The organism is Mesorhizobium sp. BR1-1-4 (genome assembly GCF_020165375.1).
In the GTDB taxonomy this organism is placed as follows: domain Bacteria; phylum Pseudomonadota; class Alphaproteobacteria; order Rhizobiales; family Rhizobiaceae; genus Mesorhizobium; species Mesorhizobium australicum.
On sequence record NZ_JAIUIB010000011.1, the window covers coordinates 26855 to 47946 of the forward strand.

Below are 21092 nucleotides of genomic sequence, written 5' to 3' on the forward strand. Positions count from 1 at the left end.
TGGGGATTGTCATGTTGGAAACCGACAAGCTGTTCGCGGGCTCAATTCCGGAAAACTACGACCGCTACATGGTGCCTTTGATCTTTGAGCCGTTCGCTGCGGATATCGCGCGGCGAGCAGCGGCCCTATCGCCCGGCGCGGTCCTGGAAATCGCCGCGGGCACCGGGGTCGTCACCCGCGCATTGGCGCCAAGACTGTCGCCCGACGCAAGCTATGTCGTGACCGACCTAAACCAGCCGATGCTCGACTACGCTGCTTCGCGACAAACTCCTGATAGCCGCATCGAGTGGCGCCAAGCGGATGCGATGGCGCTGCCATTTGAAGATGCGGCCTTCGATCTTGTCTGTTGTCAGTTCGGTGCGATGTTCTTTCCGAACCGCACGTCTGCTTATCGCGAAGCCAGGCGGGTCCTGAAGCCCGGCGGACGGTTTTTGTTCAATGTATGGGATCGCATCGAGGAGAATGTGTTCGCCGATGACGTGACCAACGCTCTGGCACGGATCTTTCCCGACGATCCCCCGCGCTTCCTGGCACGCACGCCGCACGGCTATCACGACAAGGTGCTGATCCGTCGCGACCTAGAGGATGCAGGCTTCTCTCGAGTGGTGATCGAGACGAGAGCCGAACAGAGCCGCGCATCCTCGCCACGCCTTCCGGCCGTTGCCTACTGTCAAGGCACTGTTCTTCGCACCGAAATCGAGGCCAGGGAAGCTGGAAAACTGGACGCTGCAACCGATTACGCGGCATCCGCCATCGCAGACCGACACGGCAGCGGTGAAGTCGCCGCCAAAATTCAGGCCCATGTAATCATGGCCGAGGTCTAGGTGTCGGCAGGCCCGTTCCGCACGACATGTCGCCCGCCGTACCGCACTCGGATGGCATTCGGAGGGCCGCAGACACCAGCCGGATTTGTGAGCCGCCGGGCGTGAGGATATTGGGAGCTAGGCAATAGGGTGAAGGCGCGGGACGTCAGAAGAGATTACCTGGTTTCACCCTTTGCGCTTACGCCGCAAATGCTTTTGCTTATATCGAGCCTACTTTATTTTGTTCCATTTCTTGCCGGCGGCTTTCAGTACGTTGACGTTGGCGGAAGGAAGTATAATTTTACATATGATTTGGGCACGGGGTATGCCATCGCCGTTTCCATGGTTTGCATCGCCGCGGCGATGGTTGGCTTCGTTCCGAGACGCCAGAGTTTCGAAATTGAGGGAGATAGCCAAGGAGAGTCGTTGATAATAATCGCGATGATCATTATTTTCGGCGGAATTTCGATTGCGAACCCGGCACTTTTCTCCGCGTCTAAGGCGGATGTTTTATCGTCAACTGGTCGGTTTCAGTATATATTTTACAACGCCTGTATCATCGGCGTGGTCTTTGGGGCTCTGGCCGGGTGGAGGAAATCCAAGCTTGTTATGGCCCTGAGCTGCCTAGGATTAATTTTAACGCTCTATATTGGGCATAGATCCTCGGTTGCGATAACTATCCTATCTTTACTGTATCTAAGATACAGGAATGTTCCGTTGATGATGATAAGAAAACGGTATGTCATCGGCGGATTTTCAGCGTTCTTTTTTCTGGCAGTGTACAAGTCTGTCTACTCCGCGGTGAAGGCGGGGAATTTCGAGCTTGTCGGCCAAAAAATAAAATTCGACCAGTTGTCAGATTCCACCCTTGTCGGGTTGGAGCAGTTCGTGACATTGGCTCATTTGGACCTTATCGTAAAATATAACTACACCTTGCCTTGTTCCAATCTCTGGTTGGTGCCACTTTCTTTCATTCCATTTTCGGATGCGGTCTTCGGCAAGGATGGCTGTACTTACAACGAGCAGGTCCAGCCGCTGCTTTTTCCGGGCTACAGTGGCGGTGTGGCGGCAAATATCTGGGCGGAGTTCTATGCAAATTTCGGATACGCCGGATTTCCGCTGCTCGTCATTATTCTTTCCCTGGTCTGTGTCGCCATCGAGGCAATAATCCGCAACGTGCGCAGCGCGACGCTCAAGTCTGGTCTGATCGTGGCGATCATCCACCTCACATTCTACATCCAGCGCAAGGAACTGCTCGGCGCGTTCATCTCCGCCAAGCGGGTCATCCTTGTGTCGCTTTTCATATTCGGGCTGGTGTATGTCCATCGAAAGTGCTTCCCGCAAGCGCCTGCGATGGAAGCGGGAGTGCGGGGCCTGCGCCGGGACCATGGCTGAGGACATGACGGCGATAGCCAAACCTTCTGGATGGATACGCGCGCGCAGGGTCGCTCGGGACGTCACCATGACCACATCCTCAAGTGGAGTGGCGGCTTTGTGTTCCGTCATCGCGTTGGCGCTCAATGCACGCTCGCTCGGCCCCGGAGATTTTGGCACCCTCGCCGTAATCCAGGCCTATGTCACGTTCATCTCCGGCCTCGCTACGTTTGAGAGTTGGCAGCCTGTCATCAGGCTGTCCGCCAGGTCCCGCTCGCGCCTTGGCCGGGCAGCTTCATGCGGGATCGCGCTCGACGTTTCGGCGGCCGTTGTCGCCACTGCGGTGGCGGTTGGTGGGGTCCTGCTGTTTGGGGAGTCGATCGGCGTATCCCACCAGGATCGGCTTCTGGCGCTGATCTATAGTCTCACCTTGCTGGCCAGCCTCGCGGGCACCCCCAAAGGCGTGCTTCGCCTGAATGGGCGGTACGACGTCATTGCCGGCAATCAACTCGCCCAGGGGGCTGCCGTGGTTGTTGCCTCGCTCGTCCTTTGGGCCATCGAAGCGCCTCTGATCGCCTATGTGGCTGTGTTGGCGGCGATCGGTGCGCTCTACAATCTGGCTCTGTTCGTCCGGCTGCTTGTCTATGCCCGACGCGAGAACATCAAGCTATTCAATCCGCTTCGTTCCCGTTCCAGGCGGCGTTTCTTTTGGACATTCCTTGTCATGGCCGCCGGGACCAGTGTGCTGTCGACCCTGGTGAGTGCTAGACGACATGTAGCCTTGTTCCTTGTCGCCGGTCTTTTAGGAGATGTTGCCGCCGGCGCCTATTCCGTGGCGTCGCGTCTGGCGACGATGATGTCCCGGCTGACTGGGCCCTTGAACCAGGTGATCTTTCCCGAACTCGCGAGACTGTCCAACGAAGAATCTCCGTCCCGCCTAAACAGGCTGAACGCCCGCATCACGATGGTCTCGGCATGTGTCGCCGCGGGCATGGCGGCGGGCGGTGTCGTGCTGCAAAAATTCATCGTGGTTCTGGCCGCCGGTTCGGCCTATGCCGATGCCTCGCTGCTTTTCGCTATCTTGTTCGCGGCCGAGTGTCTCGGCCTGGCCGGAATGCATTTCAATCCTTTGATCCAGGTTCTGGCCGGAACAAAACCGCTTCTCAAGATCATGGCGTCGGCATTCATCGTCTACCTGCCGCTTTCGTTCGTCCTGTCGGGCTGGATCGGAATTCCGGGTATCGCCTGGGCCGGTCTGATCGCATCGGCGCTGGTCTACACGGCAATGATGGTGGTTTCGCAATTATTGCTGCAAAAGCAGATCCGAATCACGGAAAATATCCCAGGTCTGACAGTTTGAGATACTTGTTTTGCCTACCAAGATACCACACCAATGTTGTGCCTTGGGTGCGCATACTGACCTCGGCCGGGCATCATGTTGCAATCGACGTCGTCGAAACAGGGGCAACGGAGAATTACACACTTGTTTCTCCCAATGTAGTGGCACCATCGGCGCTGTCACGAAGAGTTATGCACATGGGTCCGAGCGATATCCCAAACTCGCCCTTTTCCTTTCCCGGTCTTGTTTCCTACTGGAGACATCTTCGGGTCGAGAATCCCGATGTGGTGATCGTGCGCGGCGTGACGCGATGGTTCTGCAGGGTCGCCGCGTTGTGTGCGATTTTGCAAGGCCGCAAGCTGGTTATCTACGATCAGGAGAATGTCAGGCCTCAGGCATGGAGCGGCACATGGATCCGCAGAGCTGTCTTTCGGCGACTCGGGATTGCGCACTTCACGTCACGGCTCCCGTCGAATCCTGGCTCCGTCGGTGCGGGAGGCGCCATGCCCCTGCCATTCGGAAATCCCTTCGAGCCGATCCGCATCGGAGCGCTGCGAGGCAGGCCGTTGCATTCGCCGCCCCGAATCCTGATGGTGGCAAAATACCGGGAGCGAAAGGGGCACAGTTTGCTTCTGAGGGCACTGGCGGTGATCTCGGCGTCCACACCATTCTCCATAACGTTGTGCGGCGAGGAGGCGACGCATTCCGACGCGGCTTTTTGTGAGGCCTTGCGGCAAGAGGCCCAAGCGCTTGGACTGGCGGACAGACTTCGGTTTCAAAACAACATAGCTCATGACAGGATGATCTCGATCTATGCCAGCCATGATCTCTTGATATTGCCCTCGCGTACGGAACCTGCCGCGGTATCTCCCGTCGAGGCCGCCTGGGCGGGATGTGCCGTATTGATGTCGCGCGACAGCGGCACGAGGCATTACCTCCCTCCGGGGTCCGGGTTCGACTTTGACCCAGACGACCCGCAAGACATCGCTCGCGCGGTTGCCGGGCTTATTGCCCGGCCCGAGGACCTGCGGCTTGCAAGGGATGCATGTTTCATGCGCATTTCTTCAGTTGCGGATGATGACGTGATCTTGCGGTTGTTCGAGACTTTTGGGACTGGAACCGGGCGGACGCGCGCGTCGATGAGCTGAAGGACATCCGGAGGGGCGGGGAGTGGGGTCCGAGGTGGGAAGGAAGATTGTCATCTCGATCAACACGTCCTGGAACGTAGTCAATTTCCGCAAGGGCCTGATCGAGGCGTTGCGGCGGCGCGGCTATGATGTCGTCGTCGTCGCGCCGAGGGACGAGTATTCATCCTTGATCCCAGGGATGGGTTGCCGCCACGTCGACATCGAAATCGACAATTCCGGCACCTCGCCTGTTCGCGACCTTGCGCTTCTGTGGCGCTACTGGCTTATCCTGCGCCGCGAGAAGCCGCTGGCGTTCGTAGGCTTCACCATCAAGCCCAACGTGTTCGGCTCGATGGCTGCAAACCTGAATGGCATTCCGGTCATAAACAATGTTTCAGGGCTCGGCACTGTCTTCCTCCAGGGCGGCCTTCTCCAGGGAATCGCCAAAGCCCTTTATCGCCTGGCGCTGGCCCGTTCGAAGGTGGTCTTCTTTCAGAACGACGACGACCGGATGCTGTTCGTCGGCGCGCGCATCGTGCGCAAGGAACGGACCGCGCTGCTGCCCGGCTCAGGCGTCGATCTCGCGCGCTTCTCGCCGTCGCCGCGCCAGCGCGCGCCGTTCGGTGCCATCGTATTTCTGCTGGTGGCTAGGCTGCTATGGGACAAGGGTGTCGGTGAGTTCATCGAGGCTGCCCGCCTCGTCCGTCGCCAAGCGCCTGCGGTGCGCTTCCAACTCCTTGGCTTTCTCGATGTCGAGAACCGAACCGCGGTCAGCCGCGCCGAAATCGAGCAATGGGTCGACGAGGGTTTGGTCGAGTATCTCGGTGCCACCGACGACGTTCGCCCTTTCCTGGACGCTGCCGATTGTGTCGTCCTGCCTTCCTACAGGGAGGGTACCCCACGCTCACTGCTCGAGGCGGCCGCGATGGGCAAACCTCTGATCGCCACGGACGTGCCCGGTTGCAAGGAGGTGGTGGACCATGCCGTCAACGGTTTCCTTTGCAAGGTCAGGGATGCCAGCGACCTGTCGGCACGGATGATCGATTTCGTGACGATGGACGGCCACTCCAGGGACGCGATGGGGAACGAGAGCCGGAAAAAGGTTGAACGGCAGTTTTCGGAAACGATCGTCGTCGAGAGCTACATGCATCAGATAGAGAAGCTTACGGCTGCCGCCACGTGATGAGCGGCCATCGCCTTCCGCTTCTCGGCCGTGAGCCGGCTGACACCGGATCTATTTCCGTCTTAGCGGCCGATCGCCGGGGCTTCATGAGCCGCTGCCAGTCCACGATTGTCCGACCAGGCGCAAGCTGCCGTGGCTGCATCGGTGATGGTGAACCACCTTCCCGTTCGCCAAGTCTGATCAGGAGCGCTCGCGCGCAGTCACGGGGCAAAGGATATCTCAATTGTTTTTCGGGTAATCTGAAATTCGCCGGCGATAATCAGAACTTTTCATGCGCTATTGCTAAAGTGGTGAGCTCCCAAAGGCACGAGGCAAGTCAAAATTCTAGCGCCGGCGCGAAACAGGTTGGAATTGTGGCAAAAAACTGTTACGCGCTGATGTCATAAACTTTTGATTTGCAAGTTCCAAGGAGCGGCTTCGAGAGAAGGGCAAAACGAATGAATCTCATCGTCAGAACCGTGGTGGTTGGATTTGTTGTTTCCGTCGGTTTCGGTTCCGCTTCCGCATTTGCTCAGAAAGCATCTTGCAGTTGCGCGACTGCCTATCATGGTGCGTCAAATCCGGTTGGATCCATTGTTTCCGTCAATGGCGATGTGATGGTGTCGCAGGCCGCCGGCTACGGCCCGGCCAAGGCAGGAAATATGCTTGATTCCGGCAGTCGTGTGGTGGTCGGCGCCAAGGGGTCGGCGTCCGTGGCCGTTGGCGGCTGCAACCTGGATGTGCCGGCGAGTTCGAGCCTGGATGTCTCTCGCGTCGAGGGCAACATCTGCCTCAAGCTGGTTGGCTCCGAGCAGACCGCCGCCATCCAGCAGTCTGGCGGAGCGGTCGGCGGTTTCGGTCCGCCCGAGGGAATTTTTTCTGGTGCGCTTCTTGCGACCGGCGTGCTTGCGGCCACGCAGGACGACGACAGCGCTGTCAGCCGTTGAAGGCTGTGGCCCATTGCCGTGATTGGCCGCGGCGCGCCGATAGTGTCTTTAGATGGGTTCGTTAACTATATTGCATTAGTAGTTGTTGAAATAGTGTGGGCGATCCTGGCGGGGAATAGCTGGTTTCGATGGGGCGGAAATGACGGGTCGAGTTGGAGTTGTTATTGCTTTTGTAGCGCTCGCAGCGGGAAATGTTTTGTTTGCCGGGTCCGCGGCTTTCGCACAGGCAGCGCAGTGTTCCTGCCTTGCGGCCATACCGGTTTCGGGAAGTGTGGTCGGCCAGTTGACCAACGTCCAGGGTGACGTGCGGATGTCACAGGCTGGCGGTTATGCCGGTGTGAATGGCGAGGCGCCGGTCTATTCGGGCGCACGCATCATGACAGGGGCGCAGGCTTCGGCTTCCCTGGTTGTAGGCACCAATTGCGGGTTCGACGTTCCGGCGAATGTGACCGTCCAGATCGACGCTGTCGAGGGCGGTATGTGCGTGTCGTTCGATGCACCGCAAGCCGCTGTCGTGCCGGCCGGTTCCGAGCCCGGCGTTTTGCCGGTTCTCCTCGGTGCCGGTGCGATTGGCGGTGGCGCGGCCCTTCTTCTCGGCCTGCAGGATGACGATGACGCCGTCAGCCGCTAGTCGGTCCCCAGCGTTCCTGTTCTGCGTAAGCTTGTGAAATGCGTCATTCGCCGCCATGCGGGTGATGCGTTTGTATTTTGTCGAGGCAGCGGCATCGCTTTGCCTCCATGCAGACAGAAACGCCAATGATTGACCTGCATTCCCATATTCTGCCTGGTCTCGACGATGGCTCTTCCAGTCTGGCTGAATCGCTCGAAATGGCGCGGCTGGCAGCGGCTGATGGGACAACGCATATGGTGTGCACCCCGCACGTCATGCCCGGCGTCTATGAGAACGGCACGACAAATATTGCCCAGGCAGTCGAGGCGCTGGTCAGGGAACTTGCTTGCGCCAGCATCCCGCTTGTCCTCTACGTCGGCGCCGACGTTCATGTTTCGCCTGATCTTCCCGACCGGCTGAAGCTCGGCAAAGTGCCGACGTTGAACGGATCGCGCTATTTCCTCTTTGAGCCACCGCATCACATCTTGCCGCCGCGGCTCGAGGATCTCGCTTCCCGCCTCGTTGGCGCGGGCTATATTCCGATCCTGACCCATCCTGAACGGTTGACCTGGATCAAATCGAACTATGACGTAGTCGAGCGATTGAACGCATTGGGCTGCCTTATCCAGCTCACGGCGGATTCGGTCGTAGGAGCCTTTGGCCGGACCGCTCTCTACTACTCGGAAAAGCTGCTCGACGAAGGCAGGGTGGACATCATCGCATCCGATGCGCACGGCCCGTCGAGGCGTCGGCCGGGGCTTTCCCAGGCGGTGGTCGCCATCGCAAATCGGTGCGGCGAAGATGAAGCCTACAATATGGCGGTGAAACGCCCGGGCGCGATATTGCAGAATCAGCTGCTCGCGCCCATTGGAAAAGTGAGCACCAAGAAATTGTATGCCGGCAGCGCGAGCCGTTTCGGCGGATTGGGTCGGCTGTTCAAGAGCGGGTCTCTGGGATGAACATTTTCGATCTTGCCAGAAACAATGCAGGTATGCCGACGCTGGCCGCGTTGCTTGCACTCTCTGCTTGCGCGAGCTCTTCTTCGACATCATCGACGGCCTCCGTCGAAGCGTTGCAACCGACATCGTCTTCGACGGCCCTTGCCGGCGGTGGTGCGCTGCAGGTGGTGAAAGACCTGCCAGCGCCGCAAAACACGCAAAATGGCAGCGAGCAGCCGCTGTCAGCCAACGACGTGCTCGAAGTCAGCGTCTTCCAGGTCGATAATTTGAACAGGACCGTTCAGGTCGATGCCAGCGGCCAGATTTCCCTTCCGCTCATTGGCGCGATGACCGCGGCCGGCAAGACCGTTCGTCAGCTCGAGAAGGAAATCGAGACCGCGTACGGCGCAAAATATCTGCAATCGCCCGACGTGACGATTTTCGTGAAGGAATCGGTAGGCCAGCGCATTACGGTCGACGGCGAAGTCAACAGGGCAGGCATCTATCCGGTGTCCAGCAGCGCTTCCCTGCTGGATGCGATCGCACTCGCCGGAGGATTCAATGCTGTCGGCGACGCCGGCAAGGTCTTCGTCTATCGCAATTTTGGCCAGAGCAGGCTGGTCGCCAACTACAATGTCGAGGAAATTCGCGCAGGCAAGAATCGCAACCCGCGCATCTACGGCGGCGACGTGATCGTCGTTTTCGCTTCGAAGTCGAAAATCGCGATGAACAATCTCAAGGACGCGTTGGGTCTCGCCTCGAGCGCGGCCCGCATTGCGGTCATTCCATAAGACAGGCACGGCCGGCCACGGACAAACCAGGATGAGTTTGCGCCATGCTCGATCGCAACAGGCAGCCCCAAATTGCCGGCCCCGGATATGGCCAAGCCCTGTCCGCGGATCTTTATTACGATGGGGCGCAGAATTATAGCCCGTATGGTCGTGACTATGCCGCCCAGGACGAGGGCTTCAATCCGCTCCGTTTGCTGTTCTATGTCATCCAGTATCGCTGGCTGATCGTCATGATGGCCGTCGCGGGCCTCGTCGCCGGTGTCATTGTGACGATGATGCAGACACCCAAATATCAAGCGACGACGCAGCTGGAGGTTCTGGTCCCTTCGGCAAAGGTCTTCCAGGACATTGAGGTGGTTTCCGAAAACAGTGACGTCCGGGCGTTTCTGACCGCCCGGGAGAAATTGAAGAGCAGGGCCTTGGCGCAGCGCGTGGTCTTTCAACTGGGCCTAGCCGAAAAGCCGGACTTCCTGTTTCCGACTCCGAGTTTTTCAATAGGCAACATCTTCTACCGCGCCTTCGGAATTTCCAAATCGCCCTCGATCCAGGAAAAGACGCCCGAAGAGCGGGAAGGCATGGCGATCAAGCGCGTCCTCGATGATCTCACGGTCAATCTGGTGACGAACACCAGCCTGCTGTCGATCACCTTCGTCGACCAGAAGCCGAAATATGCGAGCGATGTCGCCAATCAGGTCGCCCAGAGCTTCATCGATCAACGTCTCGACCAGACCAGCGAGACGTCGGATCTGGCAAGGCAGTTCATTCAGGAGCAGGTCCTGCAGGTCAAACAGAAGCTGCAGAAGTCCGAGGAGGAACTGGTCGCCTATGCCAAGGATGCCGGCATTACCGTCACCGGCGGCGACAAATCGCTGATCGGGTCAAACATCGAGGCCCTCAACACGGCACTCGCGACCGCAATCCAGGAGCGTCTCGATGCCGGGCGGATGGTGGATCAGGTGGACAAGGGGCGTGGCGCCAGTCTCGGTCCGGTTCTGGAGAGCGAAGGCCTGCAGAAGCTCAGTGAAAAGCTCGCGGACCTCACAAGCCAATACCAGCAGAAATTAGGCATCCTGAAACCTGGCTTTCCAGAAATGCAGCAGTTGCAGTCGCAGATCAAGGAACTGCAGCGGCTCTACAACAATGGCGTGCTGGCGATAACCGACTCGCTACGGTTGAAATTTCAGGAAGCGCAGAACAAGGAAGCCGACCTCAAGGCCAAGCTCACGGAGCTGGAAAAGCAGCAGATCGTCTTCAACGACAAGAACATCAAATACACCATCCTCAAGCGCGAGGTCGATTCCAATCGGTCGCAGTATGACGGCCTGATCGCCAAGCTGAACGAAGTCGGCGTGAGTTCTGAGCTGAAGACGCAAAGCGCTGCCGTTGTCGATTTCGCGACCCGGCCCTTGAGCCCTTATTCTCCTCGCCTTAGCATCAATCTTGCAATAGCCCTGGCGCTGTTCATGGCCTTGAGTGCGTCGATCATCTACATCGTCGAATTGCTCAACAACACCTTTACAAATCCGGAGCAGATCGAAAAAGAGCTCGGATTGGCCATGCTCGGCATCTTGCCGCTCGTCGACGACCGGGAACTCATAGCCAGCATAGCCGATCAGAAGTCGGGGCTTTCGGAGGCCTATCGTTCGTTGCGGACGTCGCTGCAATTCTCAGGAGCGGAAGGGGCGCCGCGTTCGCTGCTGGTGACCAGCTCCGAACCGTCGGAGGGTAAATCGACCACATCGTTCAAGCTTGGCCAGGATTTTGCCGCTCTCGGCGCAAAGGTTCTGCTTGTCGACGGTGATTTGCGCAAACCCAATCTGCATCGGCTGTTCGGCCTCGACAACGCGATCGGCTTGAGCAATCTCCTGACAAATACCGTTCGAAAGGAAGATCTGGCTGGCATCTTCAGAGCGACGAAATATCCCAATGTCACTGTTCTGACGTCGGGGACGATACCGCCGAACCCGGCGGACCTGCTCTCTTCGCCCAAAATGGCGCTGATCATCACCAATCTCGGCAAGCGCTTCGATCTGGTCATCATCGATGCGCCGCCCGTCGTTGGCCTTTCGGATGCGCCGATCCTCGGCCGGCTTGCCGAAGGCACGCTGATGGTGATTTCCACCAACCAGGTAACCCGCAAATCCGCCAAAACGGCTCTGAAGCGTCTACGAGCAGCCGGAGCGAATGTCATCGGGGCAGCGATGTCGAAATTCCAGGTGAACAAGTTCGACTACAACTACGCCTACAAATATATGAATTACCAGTATTACGAATACGGCACGAATACCCCGAAAATCGAGGGCAAAGTCGATGGTGGAGCAGACCAGCCCGCGCATGCAAAGTCTCCTGCGTTCAGGCGTTTGGTTCGTCGCCTCCGTTCTGGTGTTGATGGCTTCGTCGAACGGGCTAAGTCGTCTTCTTGAGACTGGAACGCCGAGCGTCTCTCTCGCGCTGGATCCGTTGAACGTAGATGCTTTGATAGGCGAGATCGCCGGCGAACTGAACCAGACGAACGACGGTGCCGATCTCGACGGGTTGGCCGCAAAGGCCCGGAATGCGCTTCGCTTCAACGTCGCGGATGCACGCCTCTATAGCCTGATCGGTGAGATCAAGTATCGCCAGGGCGAGAAGGACCAGGCGTTCGAACTCTTTGATCGGGCTCGAATGCTGTCCAAGACCGAAATACACGCATTGCGGAGATCCATCGATCGCTCCGTCGAGACGGGCAACCTGGTAAGGGCTGTAGCCGAGATCGATATCTTGCTGCGTCGGTGGCCTGATCAATTTTCAACCGTGGCCGCCGGTTGGCCGGCCATTCTCGCCAATCCCGAAGGGTACGGGGCCGTGCTCGCCGCCATCCGGGCGGAGGCGCCATGGCGGGGCAAGCTTTTTTCGACCCTTGGCCAGAACCCCCAGGGTTTGGCAGCCGCAAACCAACTGTTGCTCGATCTCGCGGGGTCCCCGACGTCTCCAACGTCCAACGAATTGTCGGCCGTGATCGATGGCTACATCAAGCAAAGGCAATATGACCCGGCCTATCGGCTGTTTCTCTTCAGCCTGTCCGACGAGGAACGGAAACTGGGCGGCTACATTTTCAACGGCGGCTTCGAACCGGTCCACAGCGGCAAACCATTCGACTGGGTGATACACGACCGGTCGGGTATGGAGATCACCTTCGCCGGATCGCGGGATGCAGGTGAAAGCGACAGCGGAGCGACGATTCGATTTCTGAACACGCCCGTCAAGAACGCGGCGCTTCAGCAATTTATCGAACTTCCTCCTGGCTCCTACAGGATTTCCCTGAACGCTTCGGCCACGAATCTCAAACTGCCGAAGGAATTGTTCTGGTCTCTCAGATGCGTCGCTCCCTCACACGAGATCGCGCGCTTCAACATACCGGAAGGCACCTTCAACAGGCGAAGCCTGAGCCTGGACTTCACGGTTGGGCCGGCGGCGTGCCCGATGCAGTTGCTGAGACTGGAAACGGCCGCGATCGCACAGAGTTGGCGGTTTCGGTATGTCGGGACGTTGGTCATGCACAAATTGAGCATCGAAAGTGTATCGTCGTGAGAGAACGGTCGCGACAGCCCACGCAGTGGGATAAATATCTTCTTGGCTCGGTGCTCTTTCTATCGATGCTGATTGGTGGCGGCACCGCGAGCGGTCTGTACACCGAGACGCTGATCGAGATTGCGGCGGTCATCTCCGCCGCGGCGATCCTCTCGAGGCCGTCGCAACAGGCAATTCCCCGCGCCGTGTTGTGGTTGCTTGCTCTCGTGGTTGCGGTGTTCTGTTTTCAGGTCGTGCCGCTGCCCGGCGCCCTGCTCGAGGGGGTGCGGCCCGCGGTGCTGCTTGCGGATCCATGGCTGGATGGCGAAAGCCGGTTGCGCTTCGTCAGCGTCGGAGTGGGGCGCACCATCGAGTGCATGCTCTATTTTGTCGTGGCCGCGGCGTTCTTCCTCGCCGTCCTGCGCCTGCGCGCTGAGCAGGTCCACGGTCTTCTGCCGTTCTTTTTCATGGGGGTGATCTGCAATGGCCTGGCGGCGGCGATCCAGTATTCGCTCTCCGATACCGTTGCCATCGAGGGACTGCTGCCGTTTACCATCAATGCGGGTCTCTTTGCCAACCAGAACCACTTCTCGGCCTTGCTCTTCGTCTCGATCCCCTTCGTGGTTTATTATGGCTTGTTCCGCGGCCACCTTCTTTCAGGAGCGCTCGGTCTAGTAACCCTCCTGCTGCTGCTTCTGGCCGCCGGTTCGCGGGCCGGCATTTTGATCGGGCTGGCGATCACCGCCATCTCCGTTGTCTTCCTGTCCGCGCGCTCGAGGGTTGGTGGTTATGGCATCCTCGCGGTTTTCATCGGTCTTTCGATCTACACGATCGGCGCGTGGGCAAAGATCGATGCCAAAGTGGTCGACCCGGCCTTTGGACGAGCCGAATTCGCACGGACCACGATTGAGGGAATTGAACAGAATTGGACCACCGGTGTCGGATTTGGTGCTTTTCAGAAGGTTTACCAGATCCATGAAAAAGGCAGCATGATCTTCAAGTCTTATGTCAATCACGCGCACAACGATTATCTGGAATTGGCGTTGGAGGGCGGTTTGCCGGCTATCCTGCTGATGGTTGCCTATGCGGTGCTGCTGTCCGCATCGTCAGCTAGAATTCGCGGAGAACCGTTGCAGAAGGCGGCCTTTCTGTCGCTGGCTTTTCTGCTCGTTCATTCCCTCGTCGATTATCCCTTGCGAACCGCCGCCCTTGCGATGACGTTTGCCTGTTTGAACGGTATTGTCTTTCACCGCGGTTTTGCCGATCGGCTCGACCAGAGGGATGAACCGGGCAAGGCCAGCCGCCGTGACGAGGACAATCTGCTTGTCCCGGCCAAGGCATCGGCCTTGCCAAGGTAGAACCAGGTGGGTTCGGCCGAAGCGGGAGGCGCCGGTAGACCGGTATCGAACCCAGCCGATGCGTTTGTTGCTTGCCGCGATTGACAAGCCAATGCATGAAACCTAAGCACAGGCCCTGAGGGGAGGGACTTAGGCATGGCAAGGAGAGCTTCTTGAAAGGAATCATCCTTGCTGGAGGCAGCGGAACGCGTCTTTATCCGTTGACCTTGGCAGTCTCTAAGCAAATACTCCCAATATACGACAAGCCCATGATCTATTATCCGCTGAGCGTTTTGATGCTCGCCGGAATCCGCGAGATTTTGGTCATTTCCACGCCACGGGATCTGCCGGTTTTCCGCGATCTGCTAGGCAACGGATCGGAATTTGGGCTTGAGCTGACCTATGCCGAGCAGCCGCATCCCAATGGTCTGGCGGAAGCCTTCATCATCGGCCGTGATTTCATTGGTGCGGATAGCGTATCGATGATCCTGGGCGACAACATTTATTTTGGCGATGGGTTGTCGAAGCTTTGCCGCACGGCGGCATCGCGTGAAAGCGGCGCTTCGGTGTTCGCCTATCATGTCGAGGATCCCGAGCGCTATGGCGTGGTGTCTTTCGACAAGGCGACCGGAACCGCGCTGACGATCGAGGAAAAGCCACAAAAGCCGAAGTCCAACTGGGCCGTCACGGGTCTCTATTTCTACGACAACGATGTTGTTGAAATCGCCTCGACGATCCGGCCCTCGGCGAGAGGCGAGCTCGAAATCACGGCGGTCAACAATGCCTATCTCGAGCGTGGCCAGTTGCAGGTGCATCGGCTGGGACGCGGTTATGCCTGGCTCGACACAGGCACCCATGACAGCCTGGATGACGCTTCTTCGTTCGTGCGCACAATCGAACGCCGCCAAGGCATCAAGGTTGCCTGTCCGGAGGAAATCGCCTTCGAACAAGGGTGGCTGAGCGCTGACGAGGTGTTGCAGCGTGCAGCTCGCCTGGGAAGGAACGAATACGCCGCCTATCTACGCCGACGTGTCGTCGAGCTGTCGGAGGGCTAAATGCTCGAGGTGAGATCCCTTGGCATCGAAGGTCTGCTGGAAATCATTCCCAAACGCCATGGGGACGCGCGCGGTTTCTTCATGGAAACCTACAATGCCGAGCGTTTTTCGCAGGCCGGCATCGACCTGGTTTTCGTGCAGGACAACCACTCCTATTCCGCCGCCGCGGGCGTGCTGCGCGGGCTCCATTACCAGCTAGCGCCGCGTGCCCAGGACAAGCTGCTGCGGGTGATCCGCGGCAGCATTCTCGATGTCGCCGTCGACATCCGCCGCGCCTCGAAGACCTTCGGAAAATGGGTCCCCCTCGAAGTGTCGGCGCAAAAAGGCAACCAGATCCTGGTGCCCAGGGGCTTCGCGCACGGCTTCGTCACGCTCGTGCCCGACACCGAGGTGCTGTACAAGGTGACCGACACCTATTCGCCCGAGCACGACCGGTCGATCCGTTTCGACGATCCTGCCATCGATATCGAGTGGCCGTCGCTGGCCGGCGGCTTCCAGCTTTCGGACAAGGACCTCAAGGCGCCGCTGCTCGCCGTCGCCGAGGTATTCGCCTGATGGGTGTTTGCGTGAGGACTGCGGTATGAATTTTCTGGTGACGGGCGGTGCCGGCTTCATCGGCTCGGCGGTGTGCCGGCATTTGTGCGCCAACCCGGCCTACCGGGTGACCAATCTCGACAAGCTGACCTATGCGGGCAACCTGGCCTCGCTGCGGCCGATCGAGAACGCCCATAATTACAGCTTCGCCCAGGCCGACATCTGTGACGAGAGGGCGGTGCTCGACCTTCTGCGCCGGCACGACATCGACATCGTCATGAACCTGGCCGCCGAGAGCCATGTCGACCGCTCGATCGACGGACCGGGCGCCTTCATCGAGACCAACATCGTCGGCACCTACAAGATCCTCAACGCCGCGCTGGAATACTGGCGTGGCCTGTCCGACGACAGGAAAAGCCGCTTCCGCTTCCATCACGTCTCCACCGACGAGGTGTTCGGCGACCTGCCTTTCGACGGCGGCATGTTCGTCGAGGAGACGCCCTACGCGCCGTCCTCGCCCTATTCCGCGTCGAAGGCGGCCTCGGACCATCTGGTGCGCGCCTGGCACGAGACCTACGGCCTGCCGGTCGTGCTTTCCAACTGTTCGAACAATTACGGCCCCTATCATTTTCCCGAGAAGCTGATTCCGCTCGTCATCCTCAACGCGCTCGACGAAAAGCCGCTGCCGGTCTATGGCGCCGGCGCCAATGTGCGCGACTGGCTGTTCGTCGAGGATCACGCGCGCGCCCTGGAACTCGTCGCCACGAAAGGGCAGCCGGGCGAGAGCTACAATGTCGGCGGCAATTCGGAACGCACCAACCTTGCCGTCGTCGAGACGATCTGCGACCTGCTCGACACCAGGCGTCCGCGCGCCGGCGGCAGGCGCTATCGCGAGCTGATCTCCTTCGTCACCGACCGTCCCGGCCACGACCGCCGCTACGCCATCGACGCCACCAAGATAAGCCGCGAGCTCGGCTGGACGCCCAGGGAGAATTTCGACAGCGGCCTTGCCAGGACCGTGGACTGGTTCCTCGACAACGAATGGTGGTGGGGGCCGATCCGCGAGCAGCGCTATGCCGGCGAAAGACTGGGCGAAGCCCGCAAGGTGGGCGCGTGAGGCTGCTTGTCACCGGACGCGACGGCCAGGTCGCGGCAAGCCTGCTCGCGGCCGGCCAGGCGCGCGCCGGCGTGGAGGTCCTCGCCATCGGTCGCCCGGAGCTTGACCTGGCACGGCCTGACGCCATCATCGACGTCATCGCGGGTGCGAAGCCCGATATCGTCGTGTCGGCCGCCGCCTACACCGCCGTCGACCAGGCCGAGGACGAGCCCGATCTGGCCTTTGCGGTCAACGCGACCGGTGCCGGCAAGGTGGCGGAGGCCGCGGCGAGGCTGGGCGTGCCGGTCATCCATCTTTCGACCGACTATGTCTTCGATGGAACCAAGGCCGATGCCTATATCGAAACCGACCCGACGGCGCCGCTCGGTGTCTACGGCGCCTCCAAGCTAGCCGGCGAGCAGGCGGTGGCATCAGCCAATCCGCGCCACCTGATCCTGCGCACCGCCTGGGTCTACAGTCCGTTTGGCAAGAATTTCGTGAAAACCATGCTGCGGCTGGCCGCCGACCGCGATGAGATTTCGGTGGTATCAGATCAGTGGGGAAATCCCACATCCGCGCTTGATGTCGCCGACGCGATCCTGCATGCGGCCACCATGCTGCATGGCGACAAGAGCTTCGCCGCGTTCGGCACCTGTCATCTGGCCGGCACGGGCGAGACCAACTGGAGCGGCTTTGCCCGTCATATCCTCGACACAAGCCTGAAGTTTGGTGGTCCCTGGGCGCGGGTACGGGATATCACGACGATGGACTACCCAACCAAGGCGCGCCGCCCTGTCAACTCGCGGCTATCGAGCGCGAAATTTGGCGCGGCATTCGGATGGACGGCGCCGGACTGGCAGAAGTCGGCCCGAGAAGTGGTCCATCGTCTCGTAAGCGGGGGCTCCAACGGTCCCTAACTGCATGACCAAGCAGCGGCCGGTGGAGGGTTGTCGCGGCGCAAAGCCGCTTCAGCGGCGGCCACTATCGAGCTGGCGGTAGAGATCGGCATAAGCCTTTCCCATCCTGTCGGCTGTAAAGAGCCTGATGTAGCGATCACGGGCAGCTTGCCCCCAATTCGCTGCTTCGACGGGCGAATCGACGATCTGGTTGATGGCTTCGGCCAGGCGTGCTGGATTTGAAGGCGGAACGACTAGCCCCGTCTCGCCGGCTTTGTTCACATAACTTGTTCCCGTTCCAATTTCGCACGAAATCATCGGTTTGCCGCACATGGCAGCCTCCACCAGTGAAAGCCCGTAGGCTTCCGACCTCTGGTTAGACGGAAAAACGAAGCCGAGGCAGTTGCGCAGCAGAGCCATCTTATGCTGCTCCGTGACCTCGCCGAGAAACATCACATTGTTGCGGCCCAACGTCTTGGCCTGAAGGTTGAGGCTCTCCTCGATAGGCCCTGACCCGGCAATAACGATCTTGCACCTGACCTTGTCGGCTGCCTCAATCAGCACGTCCAGGCCCTTGTAATAGCGCAAGACGCCGACGAATAGCACGAAAGGCTCCGCCACAGCCGCTTGGCACCAGCTGTTGTCGGCTTCGGTCGGCGTGGGATAAGCCATTTCATCTATGCCGATGGGAATGATCGTTGATTTGCCCTCCAAGGCTCTGAGAACGGGGCTCGATTTCAAATAGTCCGGAGACGTCGCAACGATAGCGTCCACATCCCTGAGGAAGCGCAGCATCAGCGGTCGATAAAGAGGTAGGATGAGTTTCTGTTTGACGATATCGGAATGGTAGGTGACGACCGTCGGTTTGCCGTGACGGGCGTGAAAATGCACGATGTCCATGAACGGCCATGGAAAATGGTAATGTATCAGGTCGGCATTTTTGGCGAGCGCTCTGAATTCCCAAAAGACCTCGCGTGAAAAACCGGTCGATGCCAGCTCGAAATCCAGTTTGGCCTTGCGGGCCATATGCCCACCGAAAGCCTGTGTGTTCTCTCCAGGGCTTCGGCTCAACGAAAGCACTTCGGTTTCGATGCCGTGGCGCGCCGTGCTTTGCGCGATGGCATGGATCGTCCGCTCCACGCCGCCAAACGTATCCGGCCAGTAGGTCTTGAAGAAGTGCAGGACTTTCAAACGCGGGTCTTCCGTCTTTGCTCGATGGCCTGCTCAAAAATTTGCAGCATGCCCTTGGCGTGGTTCTCCCAGGTGAAGCGCCCGGCATTTTTCTTCGCATCCGCAGCGATCCCGTTCCGGAATTCCACATCGGTACAGAGGCGGTGGAATGCAGCGGCGATTGCCGCAGGATCTTCCGGGTCGACGAGCACGGCATTGCTTCCCGCCACTTCAGGCATTGACGAGGTGTTCGACGTCAGCACCGGTTTGCCGAAAGACTGTGCCTCGACGATCGGAAAGCCAAACCCCTCGTAAAGCGATGGCATCGCCAGAAAGAGGCAATTCGCATAGAGCGTGGCGAGCGTCGCGTCATCGACGAAGCCGGTAAACTTGATATTCGTCTCAAGCGCGCTGTCGCGCACGTCGCCGGCCAGGCTCGTCTGCTTCCAGCCCGTGCCGCCGACGATAACCAGGTCGCAGCGCGACCGGGCGCTCTGCGGCAGGAGGCCATAGGCCTTAACCAGGTTGCCGAGGTTCTTTCGCGGCTCGAGCGTGCCGACGAAAAGCGCGTAGGGCTTGGTGATGCCGAGGGGCGCCAAACTCGAAAAATCGCTCGGAGCCGGCAACGCGGTCGTGCCGGGTGCGACCGTCTTGATCGGCGATTTCAGCCAGGGAAACTCGGCGGTCAAGGCGGCGGCCGTTGCTGTCGAATCCGCGACCACGACATCAGCGGTTTTCAGCGCGGGCTTCATCATCAAGCGGTCGCCCAGCCAGGTCCGGGTCCGCATGGTCTGTGCGGCGTACAGCCAGACGAGGTCATGAATCGTGACCACCCTTCCGATGCGCCCGTCCAGGATGAAGGGCAGGCGATGGGACGGCCCCCACAAGACATCCACCCGATCGCGCAAGGCCCAGGAGGGCAGGACTGCCTGTCCCCAGAACACCCTCGCGTAGGGACCATTGAAGTTGGCGACCTGGACGGAAACGCCAGGCGGAATATCATAACTCGCATTGATCTTGCTCGGCGCATAGACAAACACATCGGCGCCGAGCGCCACCAGCGCTTTGACCGAATTGTGCACGAACCTGCCAATTCCATCGGTGGCTGATCCGAGATTCCTGCCGTCGATCCCTATTTTCAATCGTCTCTCCGGAAGCGAATTAGGCAAAGAATGCCGGACGTTTTTGCGGCGATAACAGGACAACGCTGCGAGGGATGATCATGCGGCAGATCATTATGAAGCAACGCTAATATACATTTCGCAGGTTCCGTGGTTCGAAATGGGAAATACGGTTTTCCCGAGGAAAAATCATTTGCGCCTCCGCCCGATGGTGGTAGACGCACGGAGTGTCAGGATCCAATTCGAGAGTACGCCGCTGCCAAAGCTGATTATCCAGATTCCTTGCTATAACGAAGCCGAGACGCTTGCGACAGCGCTGAGTGATCTGCCGCGGACCGTCACCGGGTTTGACAGCGTCGAATGGCTGGTCATCGATGACGGCAGCAGCGACGAGACGGTGAGGGTCGCCGAGGAAAACGGCGTAAACCACATTGTGCGTCATACCAGCAACCGCGGTCTCGCCTATGCCTTCATGACCGGCATCGAAGCTTGCCTCGCGCGCGGCGCCGACGTGATTGTCAACACCGATGCGGACAACCAGTATCGCGCCGCCGACATTCCGGCGATCACCAGGCCGGTGCTGGAGGGGCGTGCGGATATGGTCGTGGGCGCGCGGCCGATATCGGAGATAGAGCACTTCTCCCCGGTGAAGAAGCTTCTGCAGAAGTTGGGCAGCTGGGTCGTGCGGGTGACCAGCGGCACTGATGTGCGGGATGCCCCGAGCGGCTTTCGCGCGATCTCGAAAAACGCGGCCCAGCGCCTGATCGTGTTCAACAACTATACCTATACGCTGGAAACCATCATCCAGGCCGGGCGCAAGAACATGCGCGTGGTCTCGGTTCCGATCCGAGTCAATGGTGATTTGCGGCCGTCAAGGTTGGTGAAGAGCATTCCTTCCTATCTGAAGCGCTCCATCTTCACGATCATACGTATCTTCGTCATTTACCAGCCGGCTCGGTTTTTCGGCTGGATCGCGGCTATCCTCTTCAGCCTTGGTTTTTTGCTCGGCCTGCGCTTCCTTTATTTCTATTTGACCGAAGGGGTTAGCGGCCATATTCAGTCGGTGGTCCTGGCGGGCGTGCTGATGACGATGGGTTTCCAGTCCCTTCTCGTCGCCTTTCTGGCCGACGTGATCGCCGCCAACCGCAAGCTTCTCGAAGACATTCGTTATACGCAGCGTTCCACGCAGGGAGAGAATGGCAACTACGCAGAAGCCCGCTTCAGCAGGAAAGCAGGATAGGAA

Annotated in this window: 19 protein-coding genes; 17 read left to right on the forward strand and 2 right to left on the reverse strand. The window is 59.1% G+C overall.

What is annotated here, in order from left to right:
* Positions 1–11 precede the first annotated feature (11 nt).
* The 16 genes from LB571_RS22785 to rfbD all read left to right on the forward strand — a co-directional run bounded on the left by LB571_RS22785 (position 12) and on the right by rfbD (position 17579).
* Entirely contained in the window at positions 12–824 is an 813-nt protein-coding gene (locus LB571_RS22785; protein WP_140663246.1) for a class I SAM-dependent methyltransferase, read from the forward strand.
* 129 nt (positions 825–953) lie between these two features.
* Positions 954–2198, forward strand: a complete 1245-nt coding sequence (locus LB571_RS22790; protein WP_224598146.1) for a hypothetical protein — start codon at positions 954–956, stop codon at positions 2196–2198.
* A gap of 4 nt (positions 2199–2202) precedes the next feature.
* Positions 2203–3537, forward strand: coding sequence for a lipopolysaccharide biosynthesis protein (locus LB571_RS22795; protein WP_263484554.1), 1335 nt, complete (start codon positions 2203–2205; stop codon positions 3535–3537).
* Between the two features lie 176 nt (positions 3538–3713).
* Positions 3714–4664, forward strand: a complete 951-nt coding sequence (locus tag LB571_RS22800) for a glycosyltransferase family 4 protein (RefSeq protein WP_224598152.1) — start codon at positions 3714–3716, stop codon at positions 4662–4664.
* A 34-nt stretch (positions 4665–4698) separates the two neighbouring features.
* Positions 4699–5826, forward strand: coding sequence for a glycosyltransferase family 4 protein (locus LB571_RS28880; RefSeq protein WP_224598154.1), 1128 nt, complete (start codon positions 4699–4701; stop codon positions 5824–5826).
* A gap of 437 nt (positions 5827–6263) precedes the next feature.
* The gene (locus tag LB571_RS22810) at positions 6264–6752 is read left to right on the forward strand and encodes a hypothetical protein (protein ID WP_015318732.1); all 489 of its coding nucleotides are present in this window, start codon (positions 6264–6266) and stop codon (positions 6750–6752) included.
* A gap of 310 nt (positions 6753–7062) precedes the next feature.
* On the forward strand, positions 7063–7383 hold the full coding sequence (locus tag LB571_RS22815) for a hypothetical protein (RefSeq protein ID WP_140663240.1): 321 nt from the start codon (positions 7063–7065) through the stop codon (positions 7381–7383).
* Between the two features lie 125 nt (positions 7384–7508).
* Positions 7509–8321, forward strand: coding sequence for a tyrosine-protein phosphatase (locus LB571_RS22820; RefSeq protein ID WP_140618677.1), 813 nt, complete (start codon positions 7509–7511; stop codon positions 8319–8321).
* A gap of 32 nt (positions 8322–8353) precedes the next feature.
* On the forward strand, positions 8354–9091 hold the full coding sequence (locus LB571_RS22825; RefSeq protein WP_224526015.1) for a polysaccharide biosynthesis/export family protein: 738 nt from the start codon (positions 8354–8356) through the stop codon (positions 9089–9091).
* 44 nt (positions 9092–9135) lie between these two features.
* Positions 9136–11514, forward strand: coding sequence for a GumC family protein (locus LB571_RS22830; RefSeq protein ID WP_224598156.1), 2379 nt, complete (start codon positions 9136–9138; stop codon positions 11512–11514).
* On the forward strand, positions 11402–12661 hold the full coding sequence (locus tag LB571_RS22835) for a tetratricopeptide repeat protein (protein WP_224598158.1): 1260 nt from the start codon (positions 11402–11404) through the stop codon (positions 12659–12661). The genes LB571_RS22830 and LB571_RS22835 overlap by 113 nt, the downstream gene beginning before the upstream one ends.
* A gap of 65 nt (positions 12662–12726) precedes the next feature.
* Complete coding sequence (locus tag LB571_RS22840) at positions 12727–13998, forward strand: O-antigen ligase family protein (protein WP_224598160.1); 1272 nt, start codon at positions 12727–12729, stop codon at positions 13996–13998.
* Between the two features lie 152 nt (positions 13999–14150).
* Positions 14151–15032 (forward strand): glucose-1-phosphate thymidylyltransferase RfbA, encoded by an 882-nt coding sequence (rfbA, locus tag LB571_RS22845; protein ID WP_015318725.1) that lies wholly within the window; start codon positions 14151–14153, stop codon positions 15030–15032.
* Positions 15033–15587 (forward strand): dTDP-4-dehydrorhamnose 3,5-epimerase, encoded by a 555-nt coding sequence (gene rfbC / locus LB571_RS22850; protein ID WP_015318724.1) that lies wholly within the window; start codon positions 15033–15035, stop codon positions 15585–15587.
* 25 nt (positions 15588–15612) lie between these two features.
* Positions 15613–16683 (forward strand): dTDP-glucose 4,6-dehydratase, encoded by a 1071-nt coding sequence (rfbB, locus tag LB571_RS22855; RefSeq protein ID WP_140726552.1) that lies wholly within the window; start codon positions 15613–15615, stop codon positions 16681–16683.
* On the forward strand, positions 16680–17579 hold the full coding sequence (gene rfbD / locus LB571_RS22860) for a dTDP-4-dehydrorhamnose reductase (protein ID WP_224598163.1): 900 nt from the start codon (positions 16680–16682) through the stop codon (positions 17577–17579). Before rfbB ends, rfbD begins: the two co-directional genes overlap by 4 nt.
* A gap of 51 nt (positions 17580–17630) precedes the next feature.
* Here the strand turns inward: rfbD and LB571_RS22865 are convergent, their stop codons facing one another.
* Positions 17631–18749: a glycosyltransferase gene (locus LB571_RS22865; protein ID WP_224598165.1), complete on the reverse strand. Its 1119-nt coding sequence runs from the start codon at positions 18747–18749 to the stop codon at positions 17631–17633.
* Positions 18746–19870 (reverse strand): glycosyltransferase family 4 protein, encoded by a 1125-nt coding sequence (locus tag LB571_RS22870; RefSeq protein ID WP_224598167.1) that lies wholly within the window; start codon positions 19868–19870, stop codon positions 18746–18748. Before LB571_RS22870 ends, LB571_RS22865 begins: the two co-directional genes overlap by 4 nt.
* Positions 19871–20042: 172 nt before the next feature.
* Between LB571_RS22870 and LB571_RS22875 the strand changes: the two genes are divergently transcribed.
* Positions 20043–21089, forward strand: a complete 1047-nt coding sequence (locus LB571_RS22875; protein WP_224598170.1) for a glycosyltransferase family 2 protein — start codon at positions 20043–20045, stop codon at positions 21087–21089.
* The last annotated feature ends 3 nt before the right edge of the window (positions 21090–21092 follow it).